At 44.0% G+C, this 23,647-nt stretch carries 25 protein-coding genes and 1 pseudogene; 24 read left to right on the top strand and 2 right to left on the bottom strand.

Going from position 1 to position 23,647, the window contains the following annotated elements; genetic code table 11:
* Positions 1-12: 12 nt before the first annotated feature.
* Both BUB11_RS14270 and BUB11_RS14265 read right to left on the bottom strand, forming a co-directional pair.
* Positions 13-1,575, bottom strand: coding sequence for a nickel-dependent hydrogenase large subunit (locus BUB11_RS14270; RefSeq protein WP_073030430.1), 1,563 nt, complete (start codon positions 1,573-1,575; stop codon positions 13-15).
* Complete coding sequence (locus tag BUB11_RS14265; protein WP_073030429.1) at positions 1,576-2,658, bottom strand: hydrogenase small subunit; 1,083 nt, start codon at positions 2,656-2,658, stop codon at positions 1,576-1,578.
* A gap of 402 nt (positions 2,659-3,060) precedes the next feature.
* Here BUB11_RS14265 and hypF point away from each other — a divergent pair, with 402 nt between their 5' ends.
* The 24 genes and pseudogenes from hypF to BUB11_RS27810 all read left to right on the top strand — a co-directional run bounded on the left by hypF (position 3,061) and on the right by BUB11_RS27810 (position 23,623).
* The gene (gene hypF / locus BUB11_RS14260) at positions 3,061-5,358 is read left to right on the top strand and encodes a carbamoyltransferase HypF (RefSeq protein WP_073030453.1); all 2,298 of its coding nucleotides are present in this window, start codon (positions 3,061-3,063) and stop codon (positions 5,356-5,358) included.
* Positions 5,358-5,588, top strand: a complete 231-nt coding sequence (locus tag BUB11_RS14255; RefSeq protein ID WP_073030428.1) for a HypC/HybG/HupF family hydrogenase formation chaperone — start codon at positions 5,358-5,360, stop codon at positions 5,586-5,588. Before hypF ends, BUB11_RS14255 begins: the two co-directional genes overlap by 1 nt.
* A complete protein-coding gene (gene hypD, locus BUB11_RS14250) occupies positions 5,572-6,663 on the top strand; it encodes a hydrogenase formation protein HypD (protein ID WP_073030427.1) in 1,092 nt (363 codons plus the stop codon). Before BUB11_RS14255 ends, hypD begins: the two co-directional genes overlap by 17 nt.
* Positions 6,664-7,656 carry a hydrogenase expression/formation protein HypE gene (gene hypE / locus BUB11_RS14245; RefSeq protein ID WP_073030426.1) on the top strand — a complete coding sequence of 331 codons (993 nt, stop codon included), beginning with the start codon at positions 6,664-6,666 and terminating at the stop codon, positions 7,654-7,656.
* 19 nt (positions 7,657-7,675) lie between these two features.
* Positions 7,676-8,089, top strand: coding sequence for a DUF3842 family protein (locus tag BUB11_RS14240; RefSeq protein ID WP_073030425.1), 414 nt, complete (start codon positions 7,676-7,678; stop codon positions 8,087-8,089).
* A 451-nt stretch (positions 8,090-8,540) separates the two neighbouring features.
* Complete coding sequence (gene cysK / locus BUB11_RS14235) at positions 8,541-9,458, top strand: cysteine synthase A (protein ID WP_073030424.1); 918 nt, start codon at positions 8,541-8,543, stop codon at positions 9,456-9,458.
* A 269-nt stretch (positions 9,459-9,727) separates the two neighbouring features.
* A complete protein-coding gene (locus BUB11_RS14230) occupies positions 9,728-10,480 on the top strand; it encodes a YebC/PmpR family DNA-binding transcriptional regulator (protein WP_073030423.1) in 753 nt (250 codons plus the stop codon).
* A gap of 111 nt (positions 10,481-10,591) precedes the next feature.
* Positions 10,592-10,954 (top strand): hypothetical protein, encoded by a 363-nt coding sequence (locus tag BUB11_RS14225; RefSeq protein WP_073030422.1) that lies wholly within the window; start codon positions 10,592-10,594, stop codon positions 10,952-10,954.
* A 74-nt stretch (positions 10,955-11,028) separates the two neighbouring features.
* Positions 11,029-11,526: a crossover junction endodeoxyribonuclease RuvC gene (gene ruvC / locus BUB11_RS14220; RefSeq protein ID WP_073030421.1), complete on the top strand. Its 498-nt coding sequence runs from the start codon at positions 11,029-11,031 to the stop codon at positions 11,524-11,526.
* Positions 11,523-12,122, top strand: coding sequence for a Holliday junction branch migration protein RuvA (gene ruvA / locus BUB11_RS14215; RefSeq protein ID WP_073030420.1), 600 nt, complete (start codon positions 11,523-11,525; stop codon positions 12,120-12,122). Before ruvC ends, ruvA begins: the two co-directional genes overlap by 4 nt.
* A gap of 30 nt (positions 12,123-12,152) precedes the next feature.
* Positions 12,153-12,275, top strand: a pseudogene (locus BUB11_RS14210) (acetyl-CoA C-acyltransferase); the annotation flags it as partial.
* Positions 12,276-12,584: 309 nt separating this feature from the next.
* A complete protein-coding gene (ruvB, locus tag BUB11_RS14205; protein ID WP_073030419.1) occupies positions 12,585-13,610 on the top strand; it encodes a Holliday junction branch migration DNA helicase RuvB in 1,026 nt (341 codons plus the stop codon).
* Between the two features lie 177 nt (positions 13,611-13,787).
* Positions 13,788-15,137, top strand: coding sequence for a SpoIID/LytB domain-containing protein (locus BUB11_RS14200; RefSeq protein ID WP_073030418.1), 1,350 nt, complete (start codon positions 13,788-13,790; stop codon positions 15,135-15,137).
* 45 nt (positions 15,138-15,182) lie between these two features.
* Positions 15,183-16,205, top strand: coding sequence for a tRNA preQ1(34) S-adenosylmethionine ribosyltransferase-isomerase QueA (gene queA, locus BUB11_RS14195; RefSeq protein ID WP_073030417.1), 1,023 nt, complete (start codon positions 15,183-15,185; stop codon positions 16,203-16,205).
* A gap of 103 nt (positions 16,206-16,308) precedes the next feature.
* A complete protein-coding gene (tgt, locus tag BUB11_RS14190) occupies positions 16,309-17,427 on the top strand; it encodes a tRNA guanosine(34) transglycosylase Tgt (protein WP_073030416.1) in 1,119 nt (372 codons plus the stop codon).
* A 190-nt stretch (positions 17,428-17,617) separates the two neighbouring features.
* Positions 17,618-17,905, top strand: coding sequence for a preprotein translocase subunit YajC (gene yajC / locus BUB11_RS14185; RefSeq protein WP_084110293.1), 288 nt, complete (start codon positions 17,618-17,620; stop codon positions 17,903-17,905).
* A 149-nt stretch (positions 17,906-18,054) separates the two neighbouring features.
* A complete protein-coding gene (locus BUB11_RS14180; protein ID WP_073030415.1) occupies positions 18,055-18,828 on the top strand; it encodes an EcsC family protein in 774 nt (257 codons plus the stop codon).
* Positions 18,825-19,487: an HD domain-containing protein gene (locus BUB11_RS14175; protein ID WP_073030414.1), complete on the top strand. Its 663-nt coding sequence runs from the start codon at positions 18,825-18,827 to the stop codon at positions 19,485-19,487. Before BUB11_RS14180 ends, BUB11_RS14175 begins: the two co-directional genes overlap by 4 nt.
* A 107-nt stretch (positions 19,488-19,594) precedes the next feature.
* Positions 19,595-20,830: a protein translocase subunit SecD gene (secD, locus tag BUB11_RS14170; RefSeq protein ID WP_073030413.1), complete on the top strand. Its 1,236-nt coding sequence runs from the start codon at positions 19,595-19,597 to the stop codon at positions 20,828-20,830.
* A complete protein-coding gene (gene secF / locus BUB11_RS14165) occupies positions 20,830-21,783 on the top strand; it encodes a protein translocase subunit SecF (RefSeq protein WP_073030412.1) in 954 nt (317 codons plus the stop codon). The genes secD and secF overlap by 1 nt, the downstream gene beginning before the upstream one ends.
* Positions 21,784-21,967: 184 nt before the next feature.
* Entirely contained in the window at positions 21,968-22,822 is an 855-nt protein-coding gene (locus tag BUB11_RS14160) for a polysaccharide deacetylase family protein (protein ID WP_073030411.1), read from the top strand.
* Between the two features lie 161 nt (positions 22,823-22,983).
* Positions 22,984-23,109, top strand: a complete 126-nt coding sequence (locus BUB11_RS28800) for a hypothetical protein (RefSeq protein ID WP_034597215.1) — start codon at positions 22,984-22,986, stop codon at positions 23,107-23,109.
* 48 nt (positions 23,110-23,157) lie between these two features.
* The gene (locus BUB11_RS27815; RefSeq protein ID WP_200797918.1) at positions 23,158-23,310 is read left to right on the top strand and encodes a hypothetical protein; all 153 of its coding nucleotides are present in this window, start codon (positions 23,158-23,160) and stop codon (positions 23,308-23,310) included.
* A gap of 175 nt (positions 23,311-23,485) precedes the next feature.
* Positions 23,486-23,623, top strand: coding sequence for a hypothetical protein (locus BUB11_RS27810; protein WP_200797917.1), 138 nt, complete (start codon positions 23,486-23,488; stop codon positions 23,621-23,623).
* Positions 23,624-23,647: the final 24 nt, after the last annotated feature.

The following is a 23,647-nucleotide window of genomic DNA, read 5'->3' as shown; positions in this document are numbered from 1 at the left end:
TTCCCTCCTTTATTACCAGCCGATCTGGAATTTTTTTATCTGGTTAGTTTCAGGATGAATGAGGTGAATCGCACAGGCCAGACATGGATCATAGGAACGAACGACCCGTACAATGTTGACAGGATTTTCGAGATCAGGCACCGGAACCCCTATTAGGGCTTCTTCAACCGGACCACGGACGCCTTTGTCATCTCTTGGAGAGAAATTCCAAGTAGTCGGAACCACCATTTGATAGTTTTCGATTTTATGATCGGCAACTTTAATAAAGTGGCCAAGAGAGCCTCGGGGGACTTCAGTCATGCCTGCACCTTGACCAGTGGCAGGAGCTTCCCAATGATCAGTATCATGAATGCGGAAATCCTTAGATCCCATTTCTTTTTCCAAGGCATCTAACCAATTGAACATATCTTTCGCCATCATAACTGTTTCATAAGCGCGAGCAGCATGACGCGCTACAGCACCCGGCTTAATATTATACTTGGAGATGATGTCCATCAGACCTTTTGGTTGCATAACCAGCATTCGGGCGAGAGGTCCAACTTCGATCGGTTTACCATCGTAGCGGGGAGCTTTAACGAAGGTATAGGCATCTTTCTTATCCAGATCAGGAACAGTATCCTCAGTATAGGGTGTTTTACCATTTGCGCTGGCTTTATACCAGGAATATTGAACATCTTCAGTAATTTTCGCTTCATCGACTGGTTTGATATTGCTTAAATTACCATCCATGATGATACCTGCCTTGAAGAACATATCTTTGCCGGCATCATCACGGGCAAATCCACCGTATGAAAGATAATGAGGACTCCCCCCGCCCACACCGGCTTGGGCTAAGGGCAGAAGCGGGCCAGTACCGAAGGTTAATACATCTTGCAAATAAGTTTTCTCGATGAAATCAAGCTGTTCATAAAGCATGGAACGGAATTGCTCAACGACTCCAATGCTGGGAAGCATAGTTACGCCACCAACGACAATCGAAGATTGATGGGGCTGTTTCCCGGCAAACAGTGCGGACATTTTCTTGGCCTTCGCTTGCATCTCTAATGCTTTGAGGTAATGGGCAACAGCCATGGTCACTAATTCAGGATCGTTGACGCTGAAGGCATCTGGTTTATAACGAGGAGTCAGTGGAGCAGTATCCCCGGCAGTCACCAACTTGACGATTTTATCTTTTACAGCCAGAAGTCCTGGGTCTTTTCCTTGATATTGGGCGACAGCCATAACGTCTATATAGTCTAGGGCACTTAGATGATAAAAATGCAGAGGGTGGTCATGCAGATACATGGCCCCAAGGATTAGATTTCGAATAAGACGACCACCGGCAGGAACATTTGCGCCATAGGCTTTGTCCAGAGCTAGAGAGGACGCCCAACCATGTGAACCGGCACAAACTCCACACACTCGTTCTGTAACATACGTAGCATCTCGAGGGTCACGACCACGGAGCATAGCTTCTATCCCACGGTACATGGTTCCTATGACATGTGCGTCAACAACTTTTCCATTCTCGACTTCTACTTCAACCCTTAAGTGCCCTTCAATGCGTGTTAAAGGATCGATTACTACTTTCGCCATCTACACGTCCTCCTTATGGTCCTTTTTGCTCAGTCTGCCGCTAGCGGCAGTAGCTATTAAATGGGCTCCCAGACCCACTGCAGCAGCTCCTCCAATAACAGCCCCTACGGTATCTGCATTCACTTGACCAACACCTGGAAGCTTGAAGATCTCTTGCTTTGCATATAAGGGACTGAATCCATCATAGAAGTCTTTCTCTGAACATCCGGAACAGGGAGACCCTGCATTAATACAGAAGTTGGCGTTGTCATTCCACCATACTTGTGCACAGTCGGTATAGGTCTTTGGACCTTTGCACCCCTTTAGTATTAGGCAATACTCTTTTTGAAGAGGATCGTTCCAATCCGTAAGGAAGTTTCCACTTTCGAAGTGCCCACGACGAGGGCAGTTATCATGCAATAATGAACCGTAGAAGGCCACCGGGCGATTTTGAGCATCCAGCTCTGGAGCCTTTTGGTAGGTCAAGTAGTATAGAATTGTGCCAATTAATGTATTGGGTTTGACCGGACAACAGGGAAGATTAATTACGGGTTTGTTAATTCCCTCGTTTCTCAGGAGTTCTGCCACACCGACAGCACCAGATGCACAAGCTCCTGGAATCCCAGCCCCCTCTGATGCACAGCTTCCGATGGCGAGAATTACCTGAGCCTTCTGAGCTGATTCAAGGAGAATTTTGCGGAATGGTCTGCCTCCAATCATACAGAAACGGTCTTGCTCTTCTTTACCGGGACAGGATCCCTCTACAACGAGAACAAATTTTTCCTTGAGAGCCTCTTGGTATGCTTCTTCTGATGTATGACCGGATGCAGCCATAATGGTTTCATGATAACGAATTGAGAGCATGTCTAAAATGAGTTCAGCGGGTGAAGGATTTAGGGTGGAAATGGCTGATTCCGTGCATCCAGTGCAATCCATTCCTTCCAACCAGATAACAGGTGGTTTCTTTAGTGCTTGTTCTAATGCATTAGCCGCTTGAGGTACGATAAGTTCGGGAAGTCCAAGCGCTGCAGTTGTTGCTGCAATCAATTTCATGAAATCACGCCGAGAAACCCCTTTGACTTTGAGTAAATCAAAATTACCCATACTTTACAGAACACCTCCTGAATTTGAAATTGCTCCTTCAGCTACCTTAGGTCTTGGTGTGACAAAACGATATATGTAACTTATATTCGGGAAAAATTGTCAGTTTCCTCTTTAACTTATGAATATTTAGAAGATTAACAATATTAATTTATAATTTAGTAATCATAAATATTAATGACAAGAATTTTTATTTAAGAAAACTAGGCAATCAAAAGACTCTATGCACCGTTGTGACTTAATCATGGGCGATTGAGTCTTGGACAGCGCATAGATAATGATACTTTCTGACTATTACGAAAGGTTTAGAATTAATTTACTTGAAGAAAATAGAGTTTGGCGTGTACAATAAGAGTGTTAATATTAAGAATTATTACAGTAAGGCTGAAAGCTGGTCATTTAACAATGAAAATACAAGCAAAAGCAATCTATTTTAATGGTATTGTTCAAGGGGTAGGTTTTCGACCGTTTGTTTTTAAGCTTGCAGAAGAACTAGGTATTAACGGATGGGTAAATAACTCAAGCCATGGTGTAACAATCCATGCAGAGGGAAATAAATTAGACTTGTTCTATGATCGGTTGCTTAATGAAGCTCCTCCTTTGGCTCAAATCGTGACAGCACGATTTGTCGAGACTGAGCCTAAGAGTTATAAGACGTTCGAAATTGTTGAGAGTGAAGCTGAGCAAGATGCGGATGTTTTAATATCGCCGGATGTTGCAACATGCAGAGATTGTCTTAAGGACATGGCTGACCCTATGAGCAGGTACTGCGCATATCCGTTTACAAATTGCACGAATTGTGGTCCGCGCTATTCAATAATTCGTGACGTTCCTTATGACAGGGTGCAAACCACTATGTCAGAATTTCCGATGTGCAAATCTTGCGCAGCAGATTATAGCAATCCAAGGGATCGACGATTTCATGCACAACCGGTTGCCTGTGAAAATTGTGGGCCTAAGCTTCAACTTAGTGATGCTTTTGGTCACCCGCTCCCAGGGATAGGCATAGATCAGCTGGCCCAAGGCGGGATTATTGCGGTAAAAGGGCTTGGGGGCTTCCATCTTGTTTGTGATGCTCGAAACACCGAAGCCGTTCGTCGCTTGCGAGAACGAAAGGGAAGGGGATCAAAGCCTTTTGCGGTTATGGCGAGATCTGTGGCAAAGGCTTGTAACGAGGTTAATATTAGTGCTAAGGAAGAGGAATTATTACAGTGTCCAGCGGCCCCTATTGTGGTCTTGGAACGAAAGTTAGGACTTGCGGCGCCTTTACCAGAGAACATCGCACCGGGAATACAGACATTGGGAATTATAATGCCATATACCCCAGTACATCATCGCTTGTTTGAGGGACCCTGTGATTTTTTAGTCATGACGAGCGCCAACCTCAGTGGGCGTCCATTAATCTACACAAACGAAGAGGCCATTGAAGCTCTACAGGGAATTGCGGATTATTTTCTGATGCATAATCGAGATATTTATCATCCCTGTGATGATTCAGTCGTTAAGGTTATTGGACATGAAATCGTTTTTTTTCGCAGGGCCCGCGGTTATGTCCCTTTACCAATTTTAATGCCCCAGATTCAGATTAAGACCCCCCTTCTCGGTGTAGGGGGAGAACTTAAAAATACATTTTGTCTCGCAAGGGGGCAACGGGCTTTTGTAAGTCAATATATTGGAGATATGGAAGGGTATGAAAATCTTCAGCGCTTTCATCAGGAACTGGAATCCTTTCAACGAGTCGTCAATATTGCACCAAATGCGATTGCCTACGATAAACATCCAAACTATCAACTAACGAGATTTGCCTTGGAACAGCCTTGGCCAAAATATGCCGTGCAACATCATCATGCCCATTTAGTTAGTGTGTTGGGGGAATGGGACAGAACCGAACCAACCCTGGGAGTTATCTGTGATGGAACTGGTTACGGAGAAGATCATTGTAGCTGGGGGTTTGAATTTCTGTATGGAAACTCCTCAGGGTATGAACGCAGGGGGCATTTGGAGTACTTAGGGCTTCCAGGGGGAGATGCGGGTGCAAAACAACCTTTACGAATTGCTTATTCGTATCTTAAAACTCTTTTTGACAGTGCAGAATGGGAAAAGACTTCGTCCTTTTGGTCAGCCCTTTCAATCCGTGAACGTCAGATCTTAGATCGTCAACTCGAAACCGGAATTCAGGTTTTTAAAACATCGAGCGCAGGGAGATTGTTTGACGCGGTCAGTGCCTTACTAGGTGTATGTACCAAGGTAACCTATGAAGGACAAGCTGCAATTGAGCTGGAAAGCCTTGGGGCTGAGTTCTTACGGCAAGAAAGTCTTGAAGACTCAGAATATCGGAGGATAAATAAACTATTACTCTATTCATATGAAGTAAGAGCTGAGAACGGGGTGCTTATCCTTGGAGTTAGACAGCTTTTCGAAGAATTGGTTCGAGATGTTCTTCTTGGCGTGAGTCGGGAAGAAATTGCCTATCGGTTTCACCAAACGATTGCTCAAGCGATTGTGGATATAGCCCTGCAATTGGGGGCAGGTTGCGGTCCTTTGGTTTTAAGTGGAGGGGTATTTCAGAATAAACTCTTAACTGAAGCAGTCCTTGGAAATTGTCAAGCACAGGGAATAAAGGTCTTGCGTTCCCGAAGCCTCCCTCCAGGGGATGGAGGCCTAGCCTTTGGACAACTATTAATTGCGAATGAGGTGTTATAATGTGCTTAGCCATTCCTGCTAAAATCGTTACGATCGACGGCACTATTGCCAAGGTAGATATGATGGGAAATGAACGTATAGTCAGTATCGACTTGGTCCCGGAGGTTAGAATTGGCGAATACGTGTTAGTTCATGCCGGGTTTGCCATCAGTATTATTGATGACGAAAGTGCCAAAGAAACGGAAGAACTGCTGCTGGAGGTGGCTGAGGCCTATGAAAAAGACCAGTAAGGAGTTAATGGCTAGGGCGAGCATCCTTCTCACCGAAATTAAGTCCTTAGCTCAAAGTCCATTTACCATCATGGAGGTTTGTGGAACGCATACTGTAGCTATCGCCAAAAATGCGCTTCGAGAATTATTACCATCTACTGTGCGGTTAGTTTCTGGACCTGGTTGTCCGGTCTGTGTTACTGCCAGTGGAGATATAGACCGGTATCTTTATTTAGCCGCTCAAAAAAATGTCCTTACCGCTACCTTTGGGGATATGATTCGTGTGCCGGGTACGGAAAAGAATTTACAGGAGTTAAGAGCTGAAGGCGCAGATATTCGAGTGGTTTATTCAACTCAAGATGCGTTGGAGTTAGCTCGCCAAAATCCAGACAAAGAGGTTGTTTTTCTGGGGATCGGCTTTGAAACGACTGTTCCTACTGTAGCCGTGAGCTTAGAGATAGCTAAACGGGAAGGGATAAAAAATTACAGTGTGCTCTCTATGCACAAAGTGGTCCCTCCAGTATTAAAGCTGCTGGCGGAGGACAAAGAACTGGTTGTCGATGCTTTTCTTGATCCCGGACATGTTTGCTCAATTATAGGGATAGAGCCGATAAAGTTTATGGCTCAAGATTATGGTAAACCCGGCGTTGTTACAGGATTTGAAGCCTTGGATATTCTTGAGGGGATAGTGATGCTCCTTCGACAACGTGCAGAGGGACGCTCTGACATTGAAATTCAATATCATCGTGTAGCTAAGCCGGAGGGGAATCCTCAGGCCAAAATGTTCATTGAACGGGTCTTTGAGCCTGTTGATGCGTCTTGGCGAGGGATAGGACTAATCCGACAAAGCGGCTTGGGTATACGGGGAGAATATAGACTTTGGGATGCAGTGGAGAAATTTTCCTTGCCTGTTTTTGACTCCCGTGAAACACCCGGGTGCCGTTGCGGCGATGTCTTAAGAGGGATAATTTATCCGACTGAATGCCCTTTGTTTGGGAAACATTGTACACCGATGAAGCCTGTTGGACCTTGTATGGTCTCTACTGAAGGGTCTTGTGCGGCTTATCACCGATACGCTCAAAGGAGTGTGGATTAAATGGAACGCATCATGTTGGCTCATGGAAGCGGTGGTCGGCTAAGCCATGAATTAATACTCAACCTTTTTCAGAAACACTTAGGAAATCCTTACTTAAATCAGATGAACGATGCTGCTCAGGTGCCCGGCAGGGAGCAGATCGCTGTAACAACTGACTCGTTTGTAGTTTCCCCTTTGTTTTTCCGCGGGGGAGATATTGGCAAGCTTGCGATATGTGGTACGGTCAATGATTTAGCGGTGAGTGGTGCAATTCCTAAATTTATAACCCTGGCACTTATTTTAGAAGAGGGTTTACTTATGAAGGATTTAGAGAGGATTATTAAAAGTATTGCCGAGACTGCGGCTGAAGCCGGTATAGTCATTGTCAGCGGGGATACGAAAGTTGTGGAACGCGGAAGTGCTGATAAAGTTTTTATAAACACCACTGGAATAGGGTATATTACAAATCGTTTAGTTAGTCCGGGGCAGATTCGGCCCGGTGACGAGATTCTTATAACAGGGACGATTGGGGATCATGGAATAGCAATTTTATCGGAGCGAGAAGGGCTTGAATTTCAAACCCCTGTGCTTAGTGACTGTGCTCCTTTAAATAAACTGATCGATACTTTTTATCTGCCGGGAGTCAAATGCATGAGAGATCCTACCCGTGGCGGCGTGGCGACAACTTTAAACGAATTAGCGCAACAAGCGGGAGTGAGTATGCTTTTAAAGGAAGAGCTCTTACCACTGTCTGCAAGCGTAGGAAGTGCCTGCGAGATGTTAGGATTGGATCCCCTTTATTTAGCGAATGAAGGAAAGGCCTTGGTCATTGTGGGGCCGGAAGTTGCGGATGAAGTGCTCATGAAGATGCAGGCTCATCCATTGGGGCAAAATGCAACACGTATTGGACAGGTACAAGAAGGAAAGTCGGGGCTTGTGCTTTTGGAAACTTTCCTCGGGGGGAAACGTATAGTTGGCATGCTCGAAGGCGAACACCTTCCCCGGATATGTTGAGAAAGTATGAGGCGGTATTATGCGGATAGCAGTCATTGATGGACAGGGTGGCGGTATTGGCAAACACATTGTAGAACAGTTGCGCAAAAAGATCCCGGAGTTAAATATCCTCGCCCTCGGGACCAATGCGCTGGCGACTGGCGCCATGTTGCGCGCAGGGGCCACAGAGGGAGCTTCCGGCGAGTCTGCCATTTGCTACAATGTAGAGCGTGTAGACATTATTGTGGGCTCGGTCGCAATTATGATGGTCTACGGTCTTTTAGGTGAGATCACAGCGTCAATGGCAACAGCAATTTCGGCCAGTAAAGCGGAAAAATTGCTGTTGCCAATTCAACGTGGAAATATACAGCTCGTAGGGGTTCCGCGCATCCCTCTGCCCCATCAGATCGAAGCTTTAGTAGCAGTAGTAGAGGAACGATTAAAGGTTGAGTAGCAATTATAGAATTATACCGAAAGTCCTAGATTACTTTCGGTGGAAATAGAGTGTTAGTTTGATTTATAGGAGGGTTGAAAATATCTATTTTAAGAAGTTCGGCGCTTTTTGATTTTCTTTATAATTCTTGTACTATTATCAGTGTATTGGGTAGAAACTACATTTTATGAAGCTTCGATTGTTGCAGTTGGTTCTTGGAGCGCAATGAGAATTTTTGAATTAATTCAAAAGCGCCTTACTAACAAGAAATAATCAAAGAGAACCATGCATTTACAACGAAAAAACCTCAAAGCATATAGCCCATGGCACTTTATTGCAATGAAACTTCTTTGAATAGTAAGGCACTTGGGTTGGAATACTTAATTTGCCCGGAGAGTAGTTCACTTGACAAGTGGAATATACATTGCTATTATTAATTCATACTAAATTGATATGAAATGGGGTATTTGATATGAGGGTTGTTGATAACATTACAGATTTGATAGGGAAGACCCCTTTAATTCGTCTGCAACGTTTGGTTAAGCCTGGAATGGCTAATATCTATGTTAAAGTTGAGTCTTTTAATCCAGGTGGAAGTGTCAAAGATCGTATTGCCTGGGGAATGATTAAAGATGCTGAGGAACGAGGACTGCTCCATCCCGGGGGAACTATAATTGAGCCAACAAGTGGGAATACGGGGATTGGACTAGCTATGATTGCAGCTGCCCGAGGTTATCGATTAATTGTCGTTATGCCAGATTCCTTAAGTGTTGAACGACGGATGTTGATGTCTGCCTATGGTGCAGAATTTGTCTTAACTCCAGGAGCAGAAGGGATGAATGGGGCAATTAATGAGGCGAAGCGGTTACTCAAGGAGAACCCCGATTACTTCATGCCTCAACAATTTGAAAATCCTGCTAACCCTGAAGCTCATCGACGGAGTACAGCCTTAGAACTTCTTGACCAGTTGAAGGATATCGATGCGTTTGTCGCTGGAATCGGGACGGGGGGGACAATAACTGGGATCGGCGAGGTATTAAAAGCTCGTCTTCCGGAAATACAGATTATCGGAGCGGAACCAGCCTCGTCTCCAGTCATTTCCGGCGGGAAACCAGGACCGCATAAAATCCAAGGAATTGGCGCTGGGTTTATACCGGAAGTTTTAAATCAGACGATCTTGGATCAAGTTATACAGGTAAGCAATGAGGACGCCTTAGAGACAGCGCGCCGCATGGCACGAGAAGAGGGAATCTTGGTAGGCATTTCTTCTGGAGCAGCTGTCAGTGCAGCACTTCAAGCAGCTGTAACTTTGGGCGAGGGGAAAAACCTCGTTGTTCTAGCCCCAGATACAGGGGAACGTTACTTGAGCACTGAACTGTTCAGCAAGTGATAGGCAGAGTAATAGTCCCCTCGTTCAATTTTGGAACGAGGGGACTTCCGATAATGTTTATCTCATCCGACGCCTTTATAATAAACTCCCCATAAGACCATTTTGTCAAAAATATAAATTATAAAGATATAGATTCAAACGGTTATATTCTAATGTGGAAATCTGTGGAGAATCTATTCGCGGCAGATCCTGTTTATTCAATATACCTTTACAAGAGAAATTAGCTTGTGCTAAACTATTTAAGACTAGCATAAGGAGGATTTAACTACATGTCAGGACATTCAAAGTGGGCAAACATTAAACATAAAAAAGGTAAGGCAGATGCTCAAAAAGGTAAAATGTTCACTAAGCTGGGCCGGGAACTGGTGGTTGCCTCCCGTGCTTGCGGGGGAGACGTTAACGACTTTCGCCTGAAGATAGCCATCGAAAATGCTAAATCAGCAAATGTTCCTAATGAAAATATCCAACGGGCAATTCTTAAAGGGACTGGCGGAGCAGAAGGAACAGTATATGAAGAGTTGCGTTATGAAGGATATGGTCCGGGTGGGGTCGCCATTATGGTTGATATATTAACGGATAACAGAAACCGGACAGCGGGGGAAGTCCGTTATATTTTCTCTAAAAATGGGGGCAACATGGGTGAGACTGGATGCGTTGGTTGGATGTTTGAGGAAAAGGGTCAATTAAGAATCCAACGCGAGGGTATCAAATTAAGTGATGATGATTTCATGATGTTGGCTTTAGAAGCCGGAGCTGAGGATATTGAAATCGATGAGGATGGCTTTGTAGTATACACGACTCCAGAGACCATGGAGGAAGTTCATCAAGCTCTTTTAGATCAAAAGATTTCCGTTGAGGAATCTGTGCTTAGCCCAGTTCCCCAAAACACCCTTGAAATTTCGGATGTAGATCAGGCCCGCAAGATAGTGCGTTTAATGGATAAACTTGAAGATCATGACGATTCTCAAGGAGTTTATTCTAACTTTGAATTAGCCGAGGCTTTAGCAGGTGAAGATCTGTAAAGACATTGCCTGTCACAAGATCAAGTAAAAGGAATATGGTAAAAACGATTAAAGTAAGCCCTCCTGGCAAGACTATAGCTAAGAAGACAATAGTCAGGAGGGTTTTTCATTATGTCCAGGTGGAAAGTTGTTAGTTTAGTTCTTATTCTAGGATTGGGAATTGGTTGCATAGTTCCTGCTACAACCTTATGGTGGTCCAACAGAGATCGCGCTGAGTCCGCCACTTTGAATTCGGCAGATGTGTTAGCAGGAGAAGCTACTGAAAAGGAAAGCTATCATTTCGGTTTGGAACAAGGGGTGCTTTCTGTGATCGAAGGAAAACCCGGAGTGAATGGCAATGTTATAGTTACAGGGTTAAGTGTAGAGTCATGGCCAAAGGAAATCATAGATATGGCTCATAAGGTTGAGTTCTATTCTTTAGATGAAGTTCAGTCGTTCCTTGATTCTGCAAGTGAATCCCTTTGGCTTGAGTGAAACAGATTAGTAAAAAAAGAAAGGAAATCGTCCGTCTTCTGTCGAAATCTATTAGGATTGAAAGGAAGACGTGCATGATTATTTTAGGAATTGACCCAGGAACGGCAATTATGGGGTATGGTTTAATAGAACAAAAAGGGAACACCTTAAGTGCGCTCGATTATTCATGCTGGCGTACGCCGGCTCATACGCCATTGGCAGAGCGCTTGCTGATGTTATATGAAAATATAGAGCCTTATCTGCGTATACACACTCCAGATCATATTGCAGTTGAAGAGTTATTTTTTAATCGAAACACCACCACCGCCTTAGCTGTAGGGCACGCACGGGGGGTTGTTTTATTGGCTGGTGCCCAACATGGCCTTCCGATTTATGAATATACTCCATTGCAGGTTAAACAAGCCGTAGTAGGGTATGGAAGAGCCGAAAAAAATCAGGTCCAACAGATGGTCAGAGGATTGCTGGGGCTAAATGAAATTCCCAAGCCAGACGATACTGCTGATGCTCTGGCAATTGCGATCTGTCATGCGCATAGCTTTGCTTTGAACCAGAGAATGGGGGATTTAAGATGATTGGAATGTTGCGTGGCAAGGTGTGGGAAATCCAGTCCGATCGTCTAGTGCTCGATGTTCAGGGAACAGGGTACTTGCTCACTGTGCCTTATGGGTTGTTGGCAAAGGCTCAACCAGGGCAGGAACTTGTCGTATATACCCATGTCGTTATGCGCGAAGACGATTTATCTCTTTATGGGTTCTCCTCATTTGAAGAAAAGCAACTCTTTCTTCAAATGTTAAGTGTTTCAGGAATTGGGCCTAAGGCGGCTATATCTCTGCTTTCAACCTTTGGCGCGGTTCAGATTGAAAGTGCTATTGTCAGTGAAAATCTTAATTTATTGACTAAGGTCCCTGGCATCGGTAAAAAGACAGCACAACGGCTTATTCTCGAACTTAAAGAAAAGTTTAAAGGACACAGTACGTTTCCGATTGGAGAGAGCTCGTTCTCTGAATCCTCTTCCCATACTCACTCCGAGACAGTGCAAACCTTGCTGGCCTTAGGTTTTGGTTTGGACGAAGCACGGCAGGCTGTTGGTCAGATCCTAAAAGACAGTGGGGAATTAACCACAGAAGAGCAGGTTAAGAAGGCATTGCGGTTACTTGCTCCAAGCTAGAAAGTTAAGCTCCAAAGACACATCTTTGGGGGTGCAAGTGGGACTCGGGTTCTCGTAACACTCTTGTACGAAATGAAACGCAGGAAAATCAGCCGAGGTCTCGCCACATTATGTATTGGCGGAGGGCAAGGTACGGCTATGGTTGTCGAAAGATGGCCCTTGGTATTTAAGAGTAAGAGCCAAAAGTATTGTTTGGCTCTTACTCTTTGCGTATTAGAGTAGTGTGATGATTGTATGAATGCAGTTAACCTGAAGATGTTTGTATATATCCAGAGAGACCAGATGATTATATCTTCTTCTCATGCAGGAGTTTTATCTTATAAGGAGAATTAGTTTAGGTTGGAGATGAAGGGTTTTATACGTGAAGATTGCCAAGAGGAGCCTAGTAAAGATAAGGAAATTTGCAAACAAACCTGCTCTGTAATATATTTAATTTCGTTGGTGACGAGAGGGGGATAGAATATGACTGAGCGTCTGGTTGCGCCACAAGAACAACCTGCAGATCGTGAAGGAGAGGGGCTGCGTCCTCAACGCTTGAGTGACTACATAGGGCAGAGAAAAGTCAAAGAAAACCTGAGTGTTTTTATTCAAGCCGCCTCCACTCGCGGAGAAGCGCTGGATCATGTCTTATTATATGGACCGCCTGGCCTTGGAAAAACGACTCTCGCGAATATTATTGCTGCGGAAATGGGCGTGAGTGTTCGCACCACTTCCGGTCCAGCGATTGAACGTCCTGGGGACTTAGCGGCGATTCTGACCGCTTTAGAGCCTCGTGATGTTCTTTTTATAGATGAAATTCACCGCTTAAGCAGTGCAACAGAAGAGATCTTGTATTCCGCCATGGAGGATGGGTGTCTGGATATTGTGATTGGAAAAGGGCCCAGTGCTCGTTCAATCCGCTTGTCCCTTCCTCCGTTTACATTAGTAGGAGCAACGACCCGTGCAGGACAGTTAACGTCACCTTTGCGGGATCGCTTTGGGGTTATCAGTCGTTTGGAATTCTATGAGGTTGAGGATCTTAAAGAAATTGTCCTGAGAGCAGCAAGTATCTTGCGCTTGAATATTACCGACGACGGTGCGGAAGAGATTGCTCGCCGTTCCCGCGGCACGCCAAGAGTTGGCAATCGCTTGTTAAAGAGAGTCCGGGATTTTGCTCTGGTTTGGGAGGGCGGTGCTGTCACTCAAACCATAGCCAGAGAAGCGCTGAATCGCTTGGATGTTGACCCCGAGGGCTTAGACCAGATTGACCAGAAAGCACTAAAGACGATTATTTTGACCTTCGCCGGAGGCCCAGTTGGGCTGGATACTCTTGCTGCAACGATAGGAGAAGAATCGATCACCCTTGAAGATGTCGTTGAACCCTTTTTGCTTCAAATGGGATTTTTACAACGTACCCCGCGTGGACGAATGGCTACAGCAAGAGCTTATCAGCATTTAGGCTATTCGTTGCCCCAGAGTCGGATGGACAGCGTGCTTTTCACGGAGTAAAAGGGACAAGGGACGTTCCTACCCCAGCGACCAGAAATTAAGGGGACAATTGCAAGAAATTGAAGAGTATTATTTAAAGCATATATGCAAAGCAAAAAGGGCACTCTGAAAGCATAAGCAAACTTAACTTCCACCATGACGTGACTATCTTATTAATGTGGAAAAGGGTGTGAAGACATGCTTCAGATTATTTATCGGTTACCCTTTTTGTGGATAGCATCATTAATACTGGTGCTGGCTCAGCCAACACTGTGTCAAGCAAAAATGGTTTCAGTAGAGCTTGTATGGAATTTGGGCCAAGCAGGGTGGGTTCAAATAGATATTGAAAAAGGCGACTATCAACTTAGCATGGATACAGTAACTCGTAAGTTTCCGGCAGGCTCGACTCTTCAGGTCGGTTGGGGCGGGTGGACTCCCGTCTTGCGGATTAACCATGAAGAGTTTCAGATCTTTAGTGGATCAGTCTTGGAAATCAAGGGTATAAATTCGGGGAGTCTTCGTGTTAAGACTCCTGAAGGTAAAGAGGCTGCTTATCGTGGCGGATTACAACTTAATTGGCAAGACGGTCATTGGCGGTTAGTTAATCAAGTTGACAGTGAAGACTACCTAAAAGGAGTTGTGCCCATTGAGATGAGTAACGAATGGGCTAAAGGAGGCTCTGAGGCACTTAAGGCTCAGGCTGTAGCAGCTCGGACTTATCTTGTCAAACAAACAGACAATGGCAGTAAAATGATTACAGATTCTCCGGATATACATCAGGCCTATGCGGGGATGAGTGTGGAGGGAGAAGCCTCAAAAGCAATCGAGGCTACGCGAGGGGAAATAATTGTAGATGCCCAAACTGAGCAACCTATAGATGCACTCTATTCTTCTCATAGCGGTGGATATGCAGAGGACGCTAAAAATGTATGGGGAAATACAGATATCCATAATGTTTCGCATCCTGATCCTTATTCGCAAGGAGTTGGGGGTGCGGTAAATTATTGGCGCTTTATTGTCTCCGCTCCGCTCCTGGGCTCAAAGTTTGGATTAGGACCCGTACGTGATGTTAAACTAGACAAGTTCCCCTCCGGCAGGGTAAAAAGTGTAAAGCTGGAGGATGAATTTGGACAGACTGCGACGGTTAAAGGCAGAGCATTTGTTCAAGCGTTCTATCCTTTTGGGCAACCAATTCGAAAGGAAGCTTTTTTGGGAAGCTTTTTTGAGGCCCAGGCAGTTGTCAAAAGCGATTCGCACGGGATATCAGATTCAGCCGGGCTTTTCGGTTCTTTTGGATATTCCGGATTTTTAGAATTAGCAAGACCAAATCAGCAGGAACAAGGGCCTTTGTTGTCTAAAGTTCTAAGTTCATCGTTAGGGACAAGTGCTGCCCCCCAGCCCTTCGGAGTCTTTATTTTTGAGGGACGGGGCTGGGGTCACGGAGTAGGGATGTCTCAATGGGGTGCTTATCATATGGCCCAATTAGGATATAAATATCAAGAAATAATAGCGTATTACTATAACCATGTTTCAATTTCCAAGGGATAATAATTTTAAGATAATAAGCATGTCTTACTGAAGGAGAAGAATAGATTGAATGTCTCGGATTTTGATTTTGAATTGCCGGAGGACTTAATTGCACAACATCCTGTAGAGCCTCGGGATACCTCCCGTTTAATGGTTGTTAATCGTCAAAGCGGAAAGATAGCACACCACACGTTTAGAGACCTGAGTTCACTTTTAAAAAAAGGTGATGTCCTTGTGTTAAATAACACTCGCGTCATTCCCGCGCGTTTGATCGGAGAAAAAGAGGGAACTGAGGTTAAGATTGAAATTCTTTTGCTTAAGAGACTTAAACTTGATGTATGGGAAGCGTTAGTTAAACCAGGCAAACGACTTAAAGTTGGGCAAAAGGTTAGCTTCGGGCAAGGGATACTAGTTGGAGAACTGCAGGAAATATTAGCAAATGGGAACAGAAAGATCCATTTTAGTTATTCAGGGATGTTTGAAACCATCTTAGATCAGCTCGGGGAAATGCCTCTTCCGCCCTACATAACGGCTCAATTGGAAGACCAAGAACGTTATCAAACAGTGTACGCTAAAGAACGGGGATCTGTCGCTGCGCCTACGGCAGGTTTGCACTTTACGCCGGATCTTTTAGATGAACTCCAGAAGACGGGTATAGAAATCGTGGAGATTCTTCTTCATGTAGGTTTAGGAACCTTTCGCCCAGTTAAAGTAGAAGATATTCGTGATCATGCTATGCACTCGGAATATTATCGTGTCGACGCAGAAGCAGCAGAGCGAATTAATCGGGCAAAACTAGAAGGACGCCGCGTTATTGCTGTAGGGACAACTGCAGCGCGAACTTTAGAATCTGTGGGTCATGAAGGGAAGGTTGTACCAGGCGAAGGATGGACGGATATCTTTATCTATCCAGGCTATTTATTTCAGGTGGTAGATGTCCTCTTAACCAATTTTCACTTTCCCAAGTCTACCTTGGTTATGCTTGTCAGTGCGTTGGCAGGACGGGAACTTATTTTAAAAGCCTATGAGACCGCCGTTCAGGAGAGGTACAGATTCTATAGTTTTGGAGATTCCATGCTTATTCTATGAATTTGAAAGTTGCCTTTTAAATTCAGCGACATTCTGTTTTGGTTCGTGTATGGATTAGTGGGACAGCGATTTTGATCATTGTAAAAAGAAGGAAGTGAAGGGTTTGACCGCCGTATATTTGGAAATACTTAAGGAAGATTCCCGGACGAGAGCACGTTTAGGGAAGTTGCATACGCCGCATGGGATCATGGATACGCCAGTATTCATGCCAGTTGGAACACAAGGAACAGTAAAAACTATCACCCCGGAGGAGATCAAAGAAATTGGGGCAGGGATGATCTTAAGTAATACATATCATCTATTCTTGCGTCCGGGCCATGAACTGATTCGGGAAGCGGGCGGGCTTCATCGTTTTATGAACTGGGACGGGGCCATTCTTACTGACAGCGGCGGGTTTCAAGTCTTTAGCTTGGGAGATCTGCGTACTATCAGGGAAGAAGGTGTAGAATTCAGATCACATATCGACGGATCACGCCAATTCCTAAGTCCGGAAATCTCGATGCAGGTTCAGATGGCTCTTGGTTCTGATGTGGTAATGGCTTTCGATGAGTGTGCCCCCTATCCCTGTACTCACGAATATGCCAAGGATTCCTTAGAGAGGACCACGCGTTGGCTTAAACGGTGTAAGGAGACGTTGACAACGACGGAAACCCAATCATTATTTGGAATTGTTCAAGGAGGTATGTTTGAAGATCTGCGGCGTCAAAGTGCTGCTGAGATCACGGAATTAGATTTACCGGGGTATGCGGTTGGGGGCTTAAGTGTCGGAGAACCAAAAGAGATGATGTATGAAGTCTTAGATTATACGGTTCCCTTACTTCCCAGAGAAAAACCGCGTTATCTTATGGGGGTGGGTTCTCCTGATGCTCTAATAGAAGGGGTCATGCGGGGGATTGACATGTTTGATTGTGTGCTTCCTACCCGGATTGCCCGAAATGGAACAGCTTTGACCCGTTACGGTAAAGTGATTGTTCGCAATGCCGGATCGGCACGGGATCTTGGCCCGATTGATCCTTCCTGCGATTGCTATACTTGTCGCAATTATTCTCGAGCTTATATAAGGCATCTGCTCAAGGCTGAAGAAATTTTAGGTCTCAGACTAATGACTATTCATAATTTGCGATACCTTCAGATTTTAATGCGAGAAATTCGAGAAGCGATTAAGGAAGATCGGTTACCAGAGTACCGTGAGAAGTGTTTTTCTGATTATGGGTACGAATGACAGAGGTCGGAGGGACGGAAACCAAATGTCGGATTACTAAAAGAAGCAAGTCATTAGACACTGGACAAGTTCGGTTAAACTTCAGATAGAGTAATCCTAACGGAGGAAGTTAAAATTTTATGCAATCAGGAAGGATTTTCACTAGGATATGGTGAATAGTTCAGGAGACTAATAAAGGGGGAATTACAAAGTGACTCAATCAACAATGACATTAGTCCTATATTTTGTAGTCTTTTTTGGGATTATGTATTTTCTCATGATCAGGCCTCAACAGAAACAGGCTAAGAAACGGCAGGCTTTAATGAGTAGCCTTCGTACAAGGGACCAAGTAATCACAACAGGCGGGATTTATGGTAAAATCACAAAGGTTAAAGAGGATTCCGTCATTTTGGAAATTGCGGATAAAGTTGAAATTGAAATGGCCAAAAGTGGAATTGTCAGTGTGGAAAACCGTGAAATTGAGCTCGATAAGAAATAATAGACAATACTGTGATGAATTATTGCGCTCAGCTCTCTTGAAGATTATTTAAGACTAGTGCCCGAAATGATAAATACGGAATAAAAGCAAGTGGCACAGACCACTTGCTTTTAAACTTATTTTATACAAAATGACAAATGAGGTGAATACTGCCCTTGTATAGAGATCCTATAAATAATGACCAAACGTATGACGAGTATGTGCGAGCAGATTTGAACCGTTGGGTAAGGAAATTGTTGCAAAGGCCGGGATTAGTGGAACGAACCTCAAAAGTTATTCAAACGAAAATTAATGATAAGATTATCCCCGAAAAAGTACATACTGTAATTACTGCCACAGTTAAAGGTTTAGTTAAATCGGTGGTCTTTGGACTGGAGTATATCCCTAACAGCCCCATAATTTATGGAGTGAAGCTGCAAGAGCGTGATCAAGCGGCTCAGAAGCTTTTAACGAAATACAGAAAGATTGCCGCCGCCGAAGGGGCAGGGACCGGTGCAGGTGGTTTTACCCTTGCCGTTGCTGATTTTCCCGCCCTAATCGTCATCAAGATGAAATTTCTTTTTGAATTGGCGCATATTTATGGGTTTTCTACCGAAGATTATCGAGAGCGACTTTTTTTGTTATATGTTTTTCAATTAGCCTTTTCTAGTCAAGAGAAACGACCTGAACTGTACAAGGTCATTCTGAATTGGGACAAGACCAGAGAAAGCTGGCCAGTCGAGAAAGAAAGTTTACAGCAAGTCAATTGGGAACAGTTTCAGCGGGAGTATCGAGATGCCATTGATTTCCGTAAAACACTTCAACTCATACCGGGGTTGGGTGCAATAATCGGGGCATGGGCAAATTACGGGTTAGTGGATGATCTGGGAATAGTTGGCATGAATTGTTATCGATTGCGAATTTTAGGGGGAATTAAAAGTTGACAAAGGTCACTCTGCAAGAGGTTAAAGCAGATTCCTACGTACAAGCTCTGATTGATGCCGGAAACCGTCATCTTGCGGCGATTGGTTTTACAGAACATGGGCTTAGGCATGCAGGCTTGGTCTCTCATATTGCTTCAAATATTCTGGAAAAGATGGAGCATTCTGAAAGGGAGTGCGAACTGGCAGCCATCGCCGGTTACTTGCATGATATAGGGAATGCTGTAAACCGTGTGGCCCATGCACATTCAGGGGCAATTCTCGCGGCAGGGATATTAGAACGACATGATATGGAACCAGAGGAAATTGCGATCATCATTGGTGCAATCGGGAATCATGATGAACAGGACGGGAACCCTGTCAACGTTATTTCGGCAGCTTTGATTCTAGCCGATAAATCGGATGTACACCGTTCCCGAGTGCGAAACCCTGATCTGGCGAAGTTCGATATACACGACCGAGTTAATTATGCGGTTAAAAAATCTTTTCTTCGCGTCTATCCTAAGGAACGCATCGCTTTAGAACTGACGATTGATACTGAGATCTGCCCGGTAATGGAGTACTTTGAAATCTTTCTGGCACGGATGCTTTTGTCCCGCAAAGCAGCCGAATTTTTGCTTACCAAATTTGAATTAAAGATTAATGATGTGAAATTACTCTAATTATAAGCTATTTCCCATTTTCCCCAGATTGACATTGCAAACTTGATAGTTTTATAATGGAGTTTGGCATGGGCAAGTCCCATTCAAATTAAAAGGGAGGAAAGCAGATGAGACGGGGAAACATCATCAAGCTGGTGGTATTAGTGCTACTTGTGGCGGCAGCCGTTGGACTATCGATTAAGCCCCTTGTGGATCCCGTAGGAGGAATCCCGTTGGGACTTGATCTACGCGGTGGGGTGCATTTAGTGCTCCAAGCAGAGCAGGATAAAGACGGTACTGCGATAACGAAAGATGATATAGACAAAGCAAAGGCAATCATTGAGAACAGGGTCAATGATCTGGGGGTATCCGAGCCTATAGTTCAAGCAGACTATAATAAGGAAAGAATTATAGTTGACTTAGCTGGAGTCACTGATCCGGATAAGGCCGTGGATATTCTTAAAACAACGGCTAAATTAACGTTTAAGGATCCCCAAGGAAATGTTGTTTTACAAGGGGAAGATCTGAAAGATGCTAAGGCAGGGCAAAGTCAGTCGCAACAGGGGTATGTTGTGAATCTAACTTTCTCATCTGAAGGGGCCAAAAAGTTTGGAGATATAACAACCCAGTTAATCGGACAGAGAATAGGAGTTTATCTTGATGAAGACCTATTAACAAATCCAACAGTTAATACGCCAATTCTCAACGGTCAAGCAGAGATTACTGGTTATAGCACCTTGGAAGAGGCAGCGGGTGATGCTGTCCTTATGCGTTCGGGTTCATTGCCTGTAAGTTTGAGTATTGCAGAGAAACGCCAAGTGGGAGCATCTTTAGGCGTTGACTCCTTAAACAAAAGTATTCATGCTGGAATATACAGTTTGATTTTTATTTTCCTCTTTATGTTGATTTACTATCGGTTACCTGGAGTTGTTGCCGATTTCTCCTTAATAGTATACGCTCTCATTGTTCTTTGGGCTTTTTGGGGGTTCAGAGTTGTACTGACGCTTCCGGGCATCGCCGGTTTCGTTCTTTCAATTGGAATGGCAGTAGACTTTAATATCATCATCTACGAACGGGTAAAAGAGGAAATTCGTGCTGGAAAATCGATTCGTGCTGGCGTGGAGTCAGGATTTAGCAGAGCCTTTATTACGGTAATTGACGCCCATGTGACGACACTTATCGCTGCGATAACTCTTTACCTTCTAGGAAGCGGTTCCGTTAAAGGGTTTGCATTGACCCTTGGCATCGGGATTATTGTCAGTTTGTTTACCGCGATTACCTTTACGAGACAAGTGTTACGCTGGACAGTGGGAATTAATCCAAAAATGAAGACATTCTGGTTTGGCGTCAGGGGGGATGTATAATGACTAAAACTGGACATTCAGCGACCTACGAAGAGGTTCAGAAACTGCATCCGCTTTATTTCAATATTGTCAAGAAACGGTTATGGTGGTTTGCAATATCTCTTCTTATTATTATCCCAGGGATTATTTCCTTGTTCATGCAGGGGCTTAATTTAGGCATTGATTATACAGGCGGAACAATGCTTGACTTGACCTTTAATAAGGCAGTTACACAAAGTGCGGTATCGGATACGTTGAAATCAGTTGGACTCGAAGGGTCAACAGTACAATTGTCTAACAATGACACAACCGCTTTGATTCGGACAGAAGCGCTTGAAGAAAGCAAGCGAAGCGAATTACTGAACGCGTTAGGAACCCAGGTTGGAGAATATGACAAAGCGTCGCTCAAAGAGGATAAAGTAGGCCCGGCCATGGGACAAGAACTTACCAGAAATGCTATTTATGCATTGATCATCGCTATGGGAATGATGATCATATACATTACGTTCAGGTTTCAGTTTGTCTTTGCTGTCTCTGCGATTCTGGCTTTATTGCACGATGTTTTTGTGGTTGTAGGAATTTTCTCGTTGTTCCAATGGGAAATCGATGCAACCTTTGTGGCGGCAGTCTTGACCATCGTCGGGTACTCTATTAACGATACCGTGATTATCTTTGACCGGATTCGTGAGAACGAACCTAAGATGAAGCGGAGTGACAGTTACGAGGATATGGTGGATAAATCGATTTGGCAAACCATGCGTCGTTCGATTAATACTGTTGTAACTGTATTAATCGCGCTGTTAGCGCTATTCATCTTAGGTGGGGAATCTACGAGAATGTTCACTTTGGCTATGTTAATTGGGGTATTCAGTGGAGCTTATTCCTCGATTTTTATTGCCAGTCAAATACTTGTTGAGATCAAGAAACGTATTAAGAAACCACGCAGAGGCGGAAAGGAAGCAGTTCGCGCTTAATTTTGAATGAATATGAAAGAGATCTCGAGTATTATATCTTGAGATCTCTTTTCTGCGTTATAAGATCAATCATCCCTTAACTAAAACAGGCTACTGACAGACAAATTATATGATAAAATAGGATCAGTATAACATTATTCTTCCTTGAAAAATGCCCAATGTTTAAAGCATAAAGGAGTCAGGGATGCTGAAAAAAATCATTCGAACACTATTTTGGATTGCCCTTATACAAGTAGTACTTGGAATAAGTGGTTGCAGCGAGGAGAAAGCTTCAAGTGTTGCTCCTCAAACTGCAATTGCTTTAACCGACTCCAGCGTAACATCGAGTAAATCACTAAACACGCCAAAATCACCGAGCTATCAGAAAGCACAAGCACAAGCAGTACCTGTCTTATATTATCATTCGGTCATGCTCGAGGAGGGAAATGAAGTGAGAATGCCTCCTGACCAGTTTGAGGCCCAAATGGCCTACTTGCAGGAGAAGGGGTACGAGAGTGTTACATTAGATCAGTTATACCAGGCATTTTATAAGGGCGGGGTTCTCCCCCAAAAACCAATTGTGATTACATTTGATGACGGTTACGAAGATAATCATGCGACTGCCTTTCCTATAGTAGAAAAGTATGGATTTACTGCTGCAGTCTTCATGGTGTCCAGCTATATTGGCGGAGAGGGATTTATGTCATGGCCCCAGCTTAGAGAATTATCAGCCAATGGATGGGAAATTGAAGGGCATACAGTTAATCACCCATATTTGTCTCAAGTGGATAAGACGATAGTGTTAAATGAGCTAATGAATTCTAAGGAAACACTCGAAAAGGGTCTCGGAAAGTCTGTGGGGTTTTTTGCCTATCCTTTCGGAGATTTGAACGCTGATGTGGCACAAGCGGTAAAACAAACAGGGTACTTAATGGCTTTTACTACTGATCGAGGTTGGGCTGACCTTAATCTCGATGAATGGCACTTACAACGTGTTTATTGTTTCGCTAATATGGGGCTGAACGAATTTGCCCGACGACTGAAAGAACCAAACTATTAAGTGAAAATTAAGGGCTCTCATATAAAGGCTCTCCAGAGATTGGAGAGTCTTTATATATTCACAACTATTTTTATGGAAAATATTAACACATTAGGCTCTTTTTTCATATCTTACTGTGAGCCCAAGAAAAACGAAAATATTGGAATAAGGAGGTCGCTGTTATGGCATATGGTATTGGTGCAGTTGAAGGTGTCGAAGGTGTTGGATGTGGACCTAATTTCCTACCTGGGATTGCTGTAGTTGTAGTAATCATTCTTTTGTTAATCGCTATGGGTATTGTCTTTTAAAAAAGTGTTCCTAAACTTCTAGAAATTAAGATATAAGGGGGAAATATTATGTACGGATATGGATACGGAGCAGGAGCAGGAGCAGGAGCAGGGTATGCAGGAGCTTGTTGCCCACCAGTTGCACCAGTAGGCAGTGCAATTGGAGCAGGCATCATCGCTATCGCAATTCTGATCTTAATTGCCTTAGGCGTTATATTCTAAAAGTTTAAGCTATGAAGATTTTAAGGGGAGGTCATTAGTATGTTCGGAGCAGGTGGAGCAGGAGTTGGCGCAGGAATTGCCATTGTCGTAGTAATTATCCTTTTGCTTATCGCAATGGGAATCGTATTTTAAACAAATTCGCAAATTTAATTTTTAGATATAAGGAGGAGATACTATGTATGGTTACGGAGCAGGGCGTGTCGGGTATGCAGGAGCTTGTTGCCCACCAGTCGCCCCAGTAGGCAGTGCAGTCGGAGCAGGCATTATCGCAATCGCAATTTTGATTTTAATTGCCTTAGGCGTAATATTCTAGACGATCAACTCTAACTAATTTAAA

This window comes from Desulfosporosinus lacus DSM 15449 (genome assembly GCF_900129935.1).
Classification (GTDB): domain Bacteria; phylum Bacillota; class Desulfitobacteriia; order Desulfitobacteriales; family Desulfitobacteriaceae; genus Desulfosporosinus; species Desulfosporosinus lacus.
Note: the sequence above shows the minus strand (reverse complement) of the source record. Positions and strands in the feature narration are given on the sequence as shown.

Excerpts from the sequence above, each read along its gene's own strand:
- BUB11_RS14270 (WP_073030430.1), bottom strand. The coding sequence starts at position 1,575 with ATGGCGAAAGTAGTAATCGATCCTTTAACACGCATTGAAGGGCACTTA.
- BUB11_RS14265 (WP_073030429.1), bottom strand. The coding sequence starts at position 2,658 with ATGGGTAATTTTGATTTACTCAAAGTCAAAGGGGTTTCTCGGCGTGAT.
- hypF (WP_073030453.1), top strand. The coding sequence starts at position 3,061 with ATGAAAATACAAGCAAAAGCAATCTATTTTAATGGTATTGTTCAAGGG.
- BUB11_RS14255 (WP_073030428.1), top strand. The coding sequence starts at position 5,358 with ATGTGCTTAGCCATTCCTGCTAAAATCGTTACGATCGACGGCACTATT.
- hypD (WP_073030427.1), top strand. The coding sequence starts at position 5,572 with ATGAAAAAGACCAGTAAGGAGTTAATGGCTAGGGCGAGCATCCTTCTC.
- hypE (WP_073030426.1), top strand. The coding sequence starts at position 6,664 with ATGGAACGCATCATGTTGGCTCATGGAAGCGGTGGTCGGCTAAGCCAT.
- BUB11_RS14240 (WP_073030425.1), top strand. The coding sequence starts at position 7,676 with ATGCGGATAGCAGTCATTGATGGACAGGGTGGCGGTATTGGCAAACAC.
- cysK (WP_073030424.1), top strand. The coding sequence starts at position 8,541 with ATGAGGGTTGTTGATAACATTACAGATTTGATAGGGAAGACCCCTTTA.
- BUB11_RS14230 (WP_073030423.1), top strand. The coding sequence starts at position 9,728 with ATGTCAGGACATTCAAAGTGGGCAAACATTAAACATAAAAAAGGTAAG.
- BUB11_RS14225 (WP_073030422.1), top strand. The coding sequence starts at position 10,592 with ATGTCCAGGTGGAAAGTTGTTAGTTTAGTTCTTATTCTAGGATTGGGA.
- ruvC (WP_073030421.1), top strand. The coding sequence starts at position 11,029 with ATGATTATTTTAGGAATTGACCCAGGAACGGCAATTATGGGGTATGGT.
- ruvA (WP_073030420.1), top strand. The coding sequence starts at position 11,523 with ATGATTGGAATGTTGCGTGGCAAGGTGTGGGAAATCCAGTCCGATCGT.
- ruvB (WP_073030419.1), top strand. The coding sequence starts at position 12,585 with ATGACTGAGCGTCTGGTTGCGCCACAAGAACAACCTGCAGATCGTGAA.
- BUB11_RS14200 (WP_073030418.1), top strand. The coding sequence starts at position 13,788 with ATGCTTCAGATTATTTATCGGTTACCCTTTTTGTGGATAGCATCATTA.
- secD (WP_073030413.1), top strand. The coding sequence starts at position 19,595 with ATGAGACGGGGAAACATCATCAAGCTGGTGGTATTAGTGCTACTTGTG.
- secF (WP_073030412.1), top strand. The coding sequence starts at position 20,830 with ATGACTAAAACTGGACATTCAGCGACCTACGAAGAGGTTCAGAAACTG.
- BUB11_RS14160 (WP_073030411.1), top strand. The coding sequence starts at position 21,968 with ATGCTGAAAAAAATCATTCGAACACTATTTTGGATTGCCCTTATACAA.
- BUB11_RS28800 (WP_034597215.1), top strand. The coding sequence starts at position 22,984 with ATGGCATATGGTATTGGTGCAGTTGAAGGTGTCGAAGGTGTTGGATGT.
- BUB11_RS27815 (WP_200797918.1), top strand. The coding sequence starts at position 23,158 with ATGTACGGATATGGATACGGAGCAGGAGCAGGAGCAGGAGCAGGGTAT.
- BUB11_RS27810 (WP_200797917.1), top strand. The coding sequence starts at position 23,486 with ATGTATGGTTACGGAGCAGGGCGTGTCGGGTATGCAGGAGCTTGTTGC.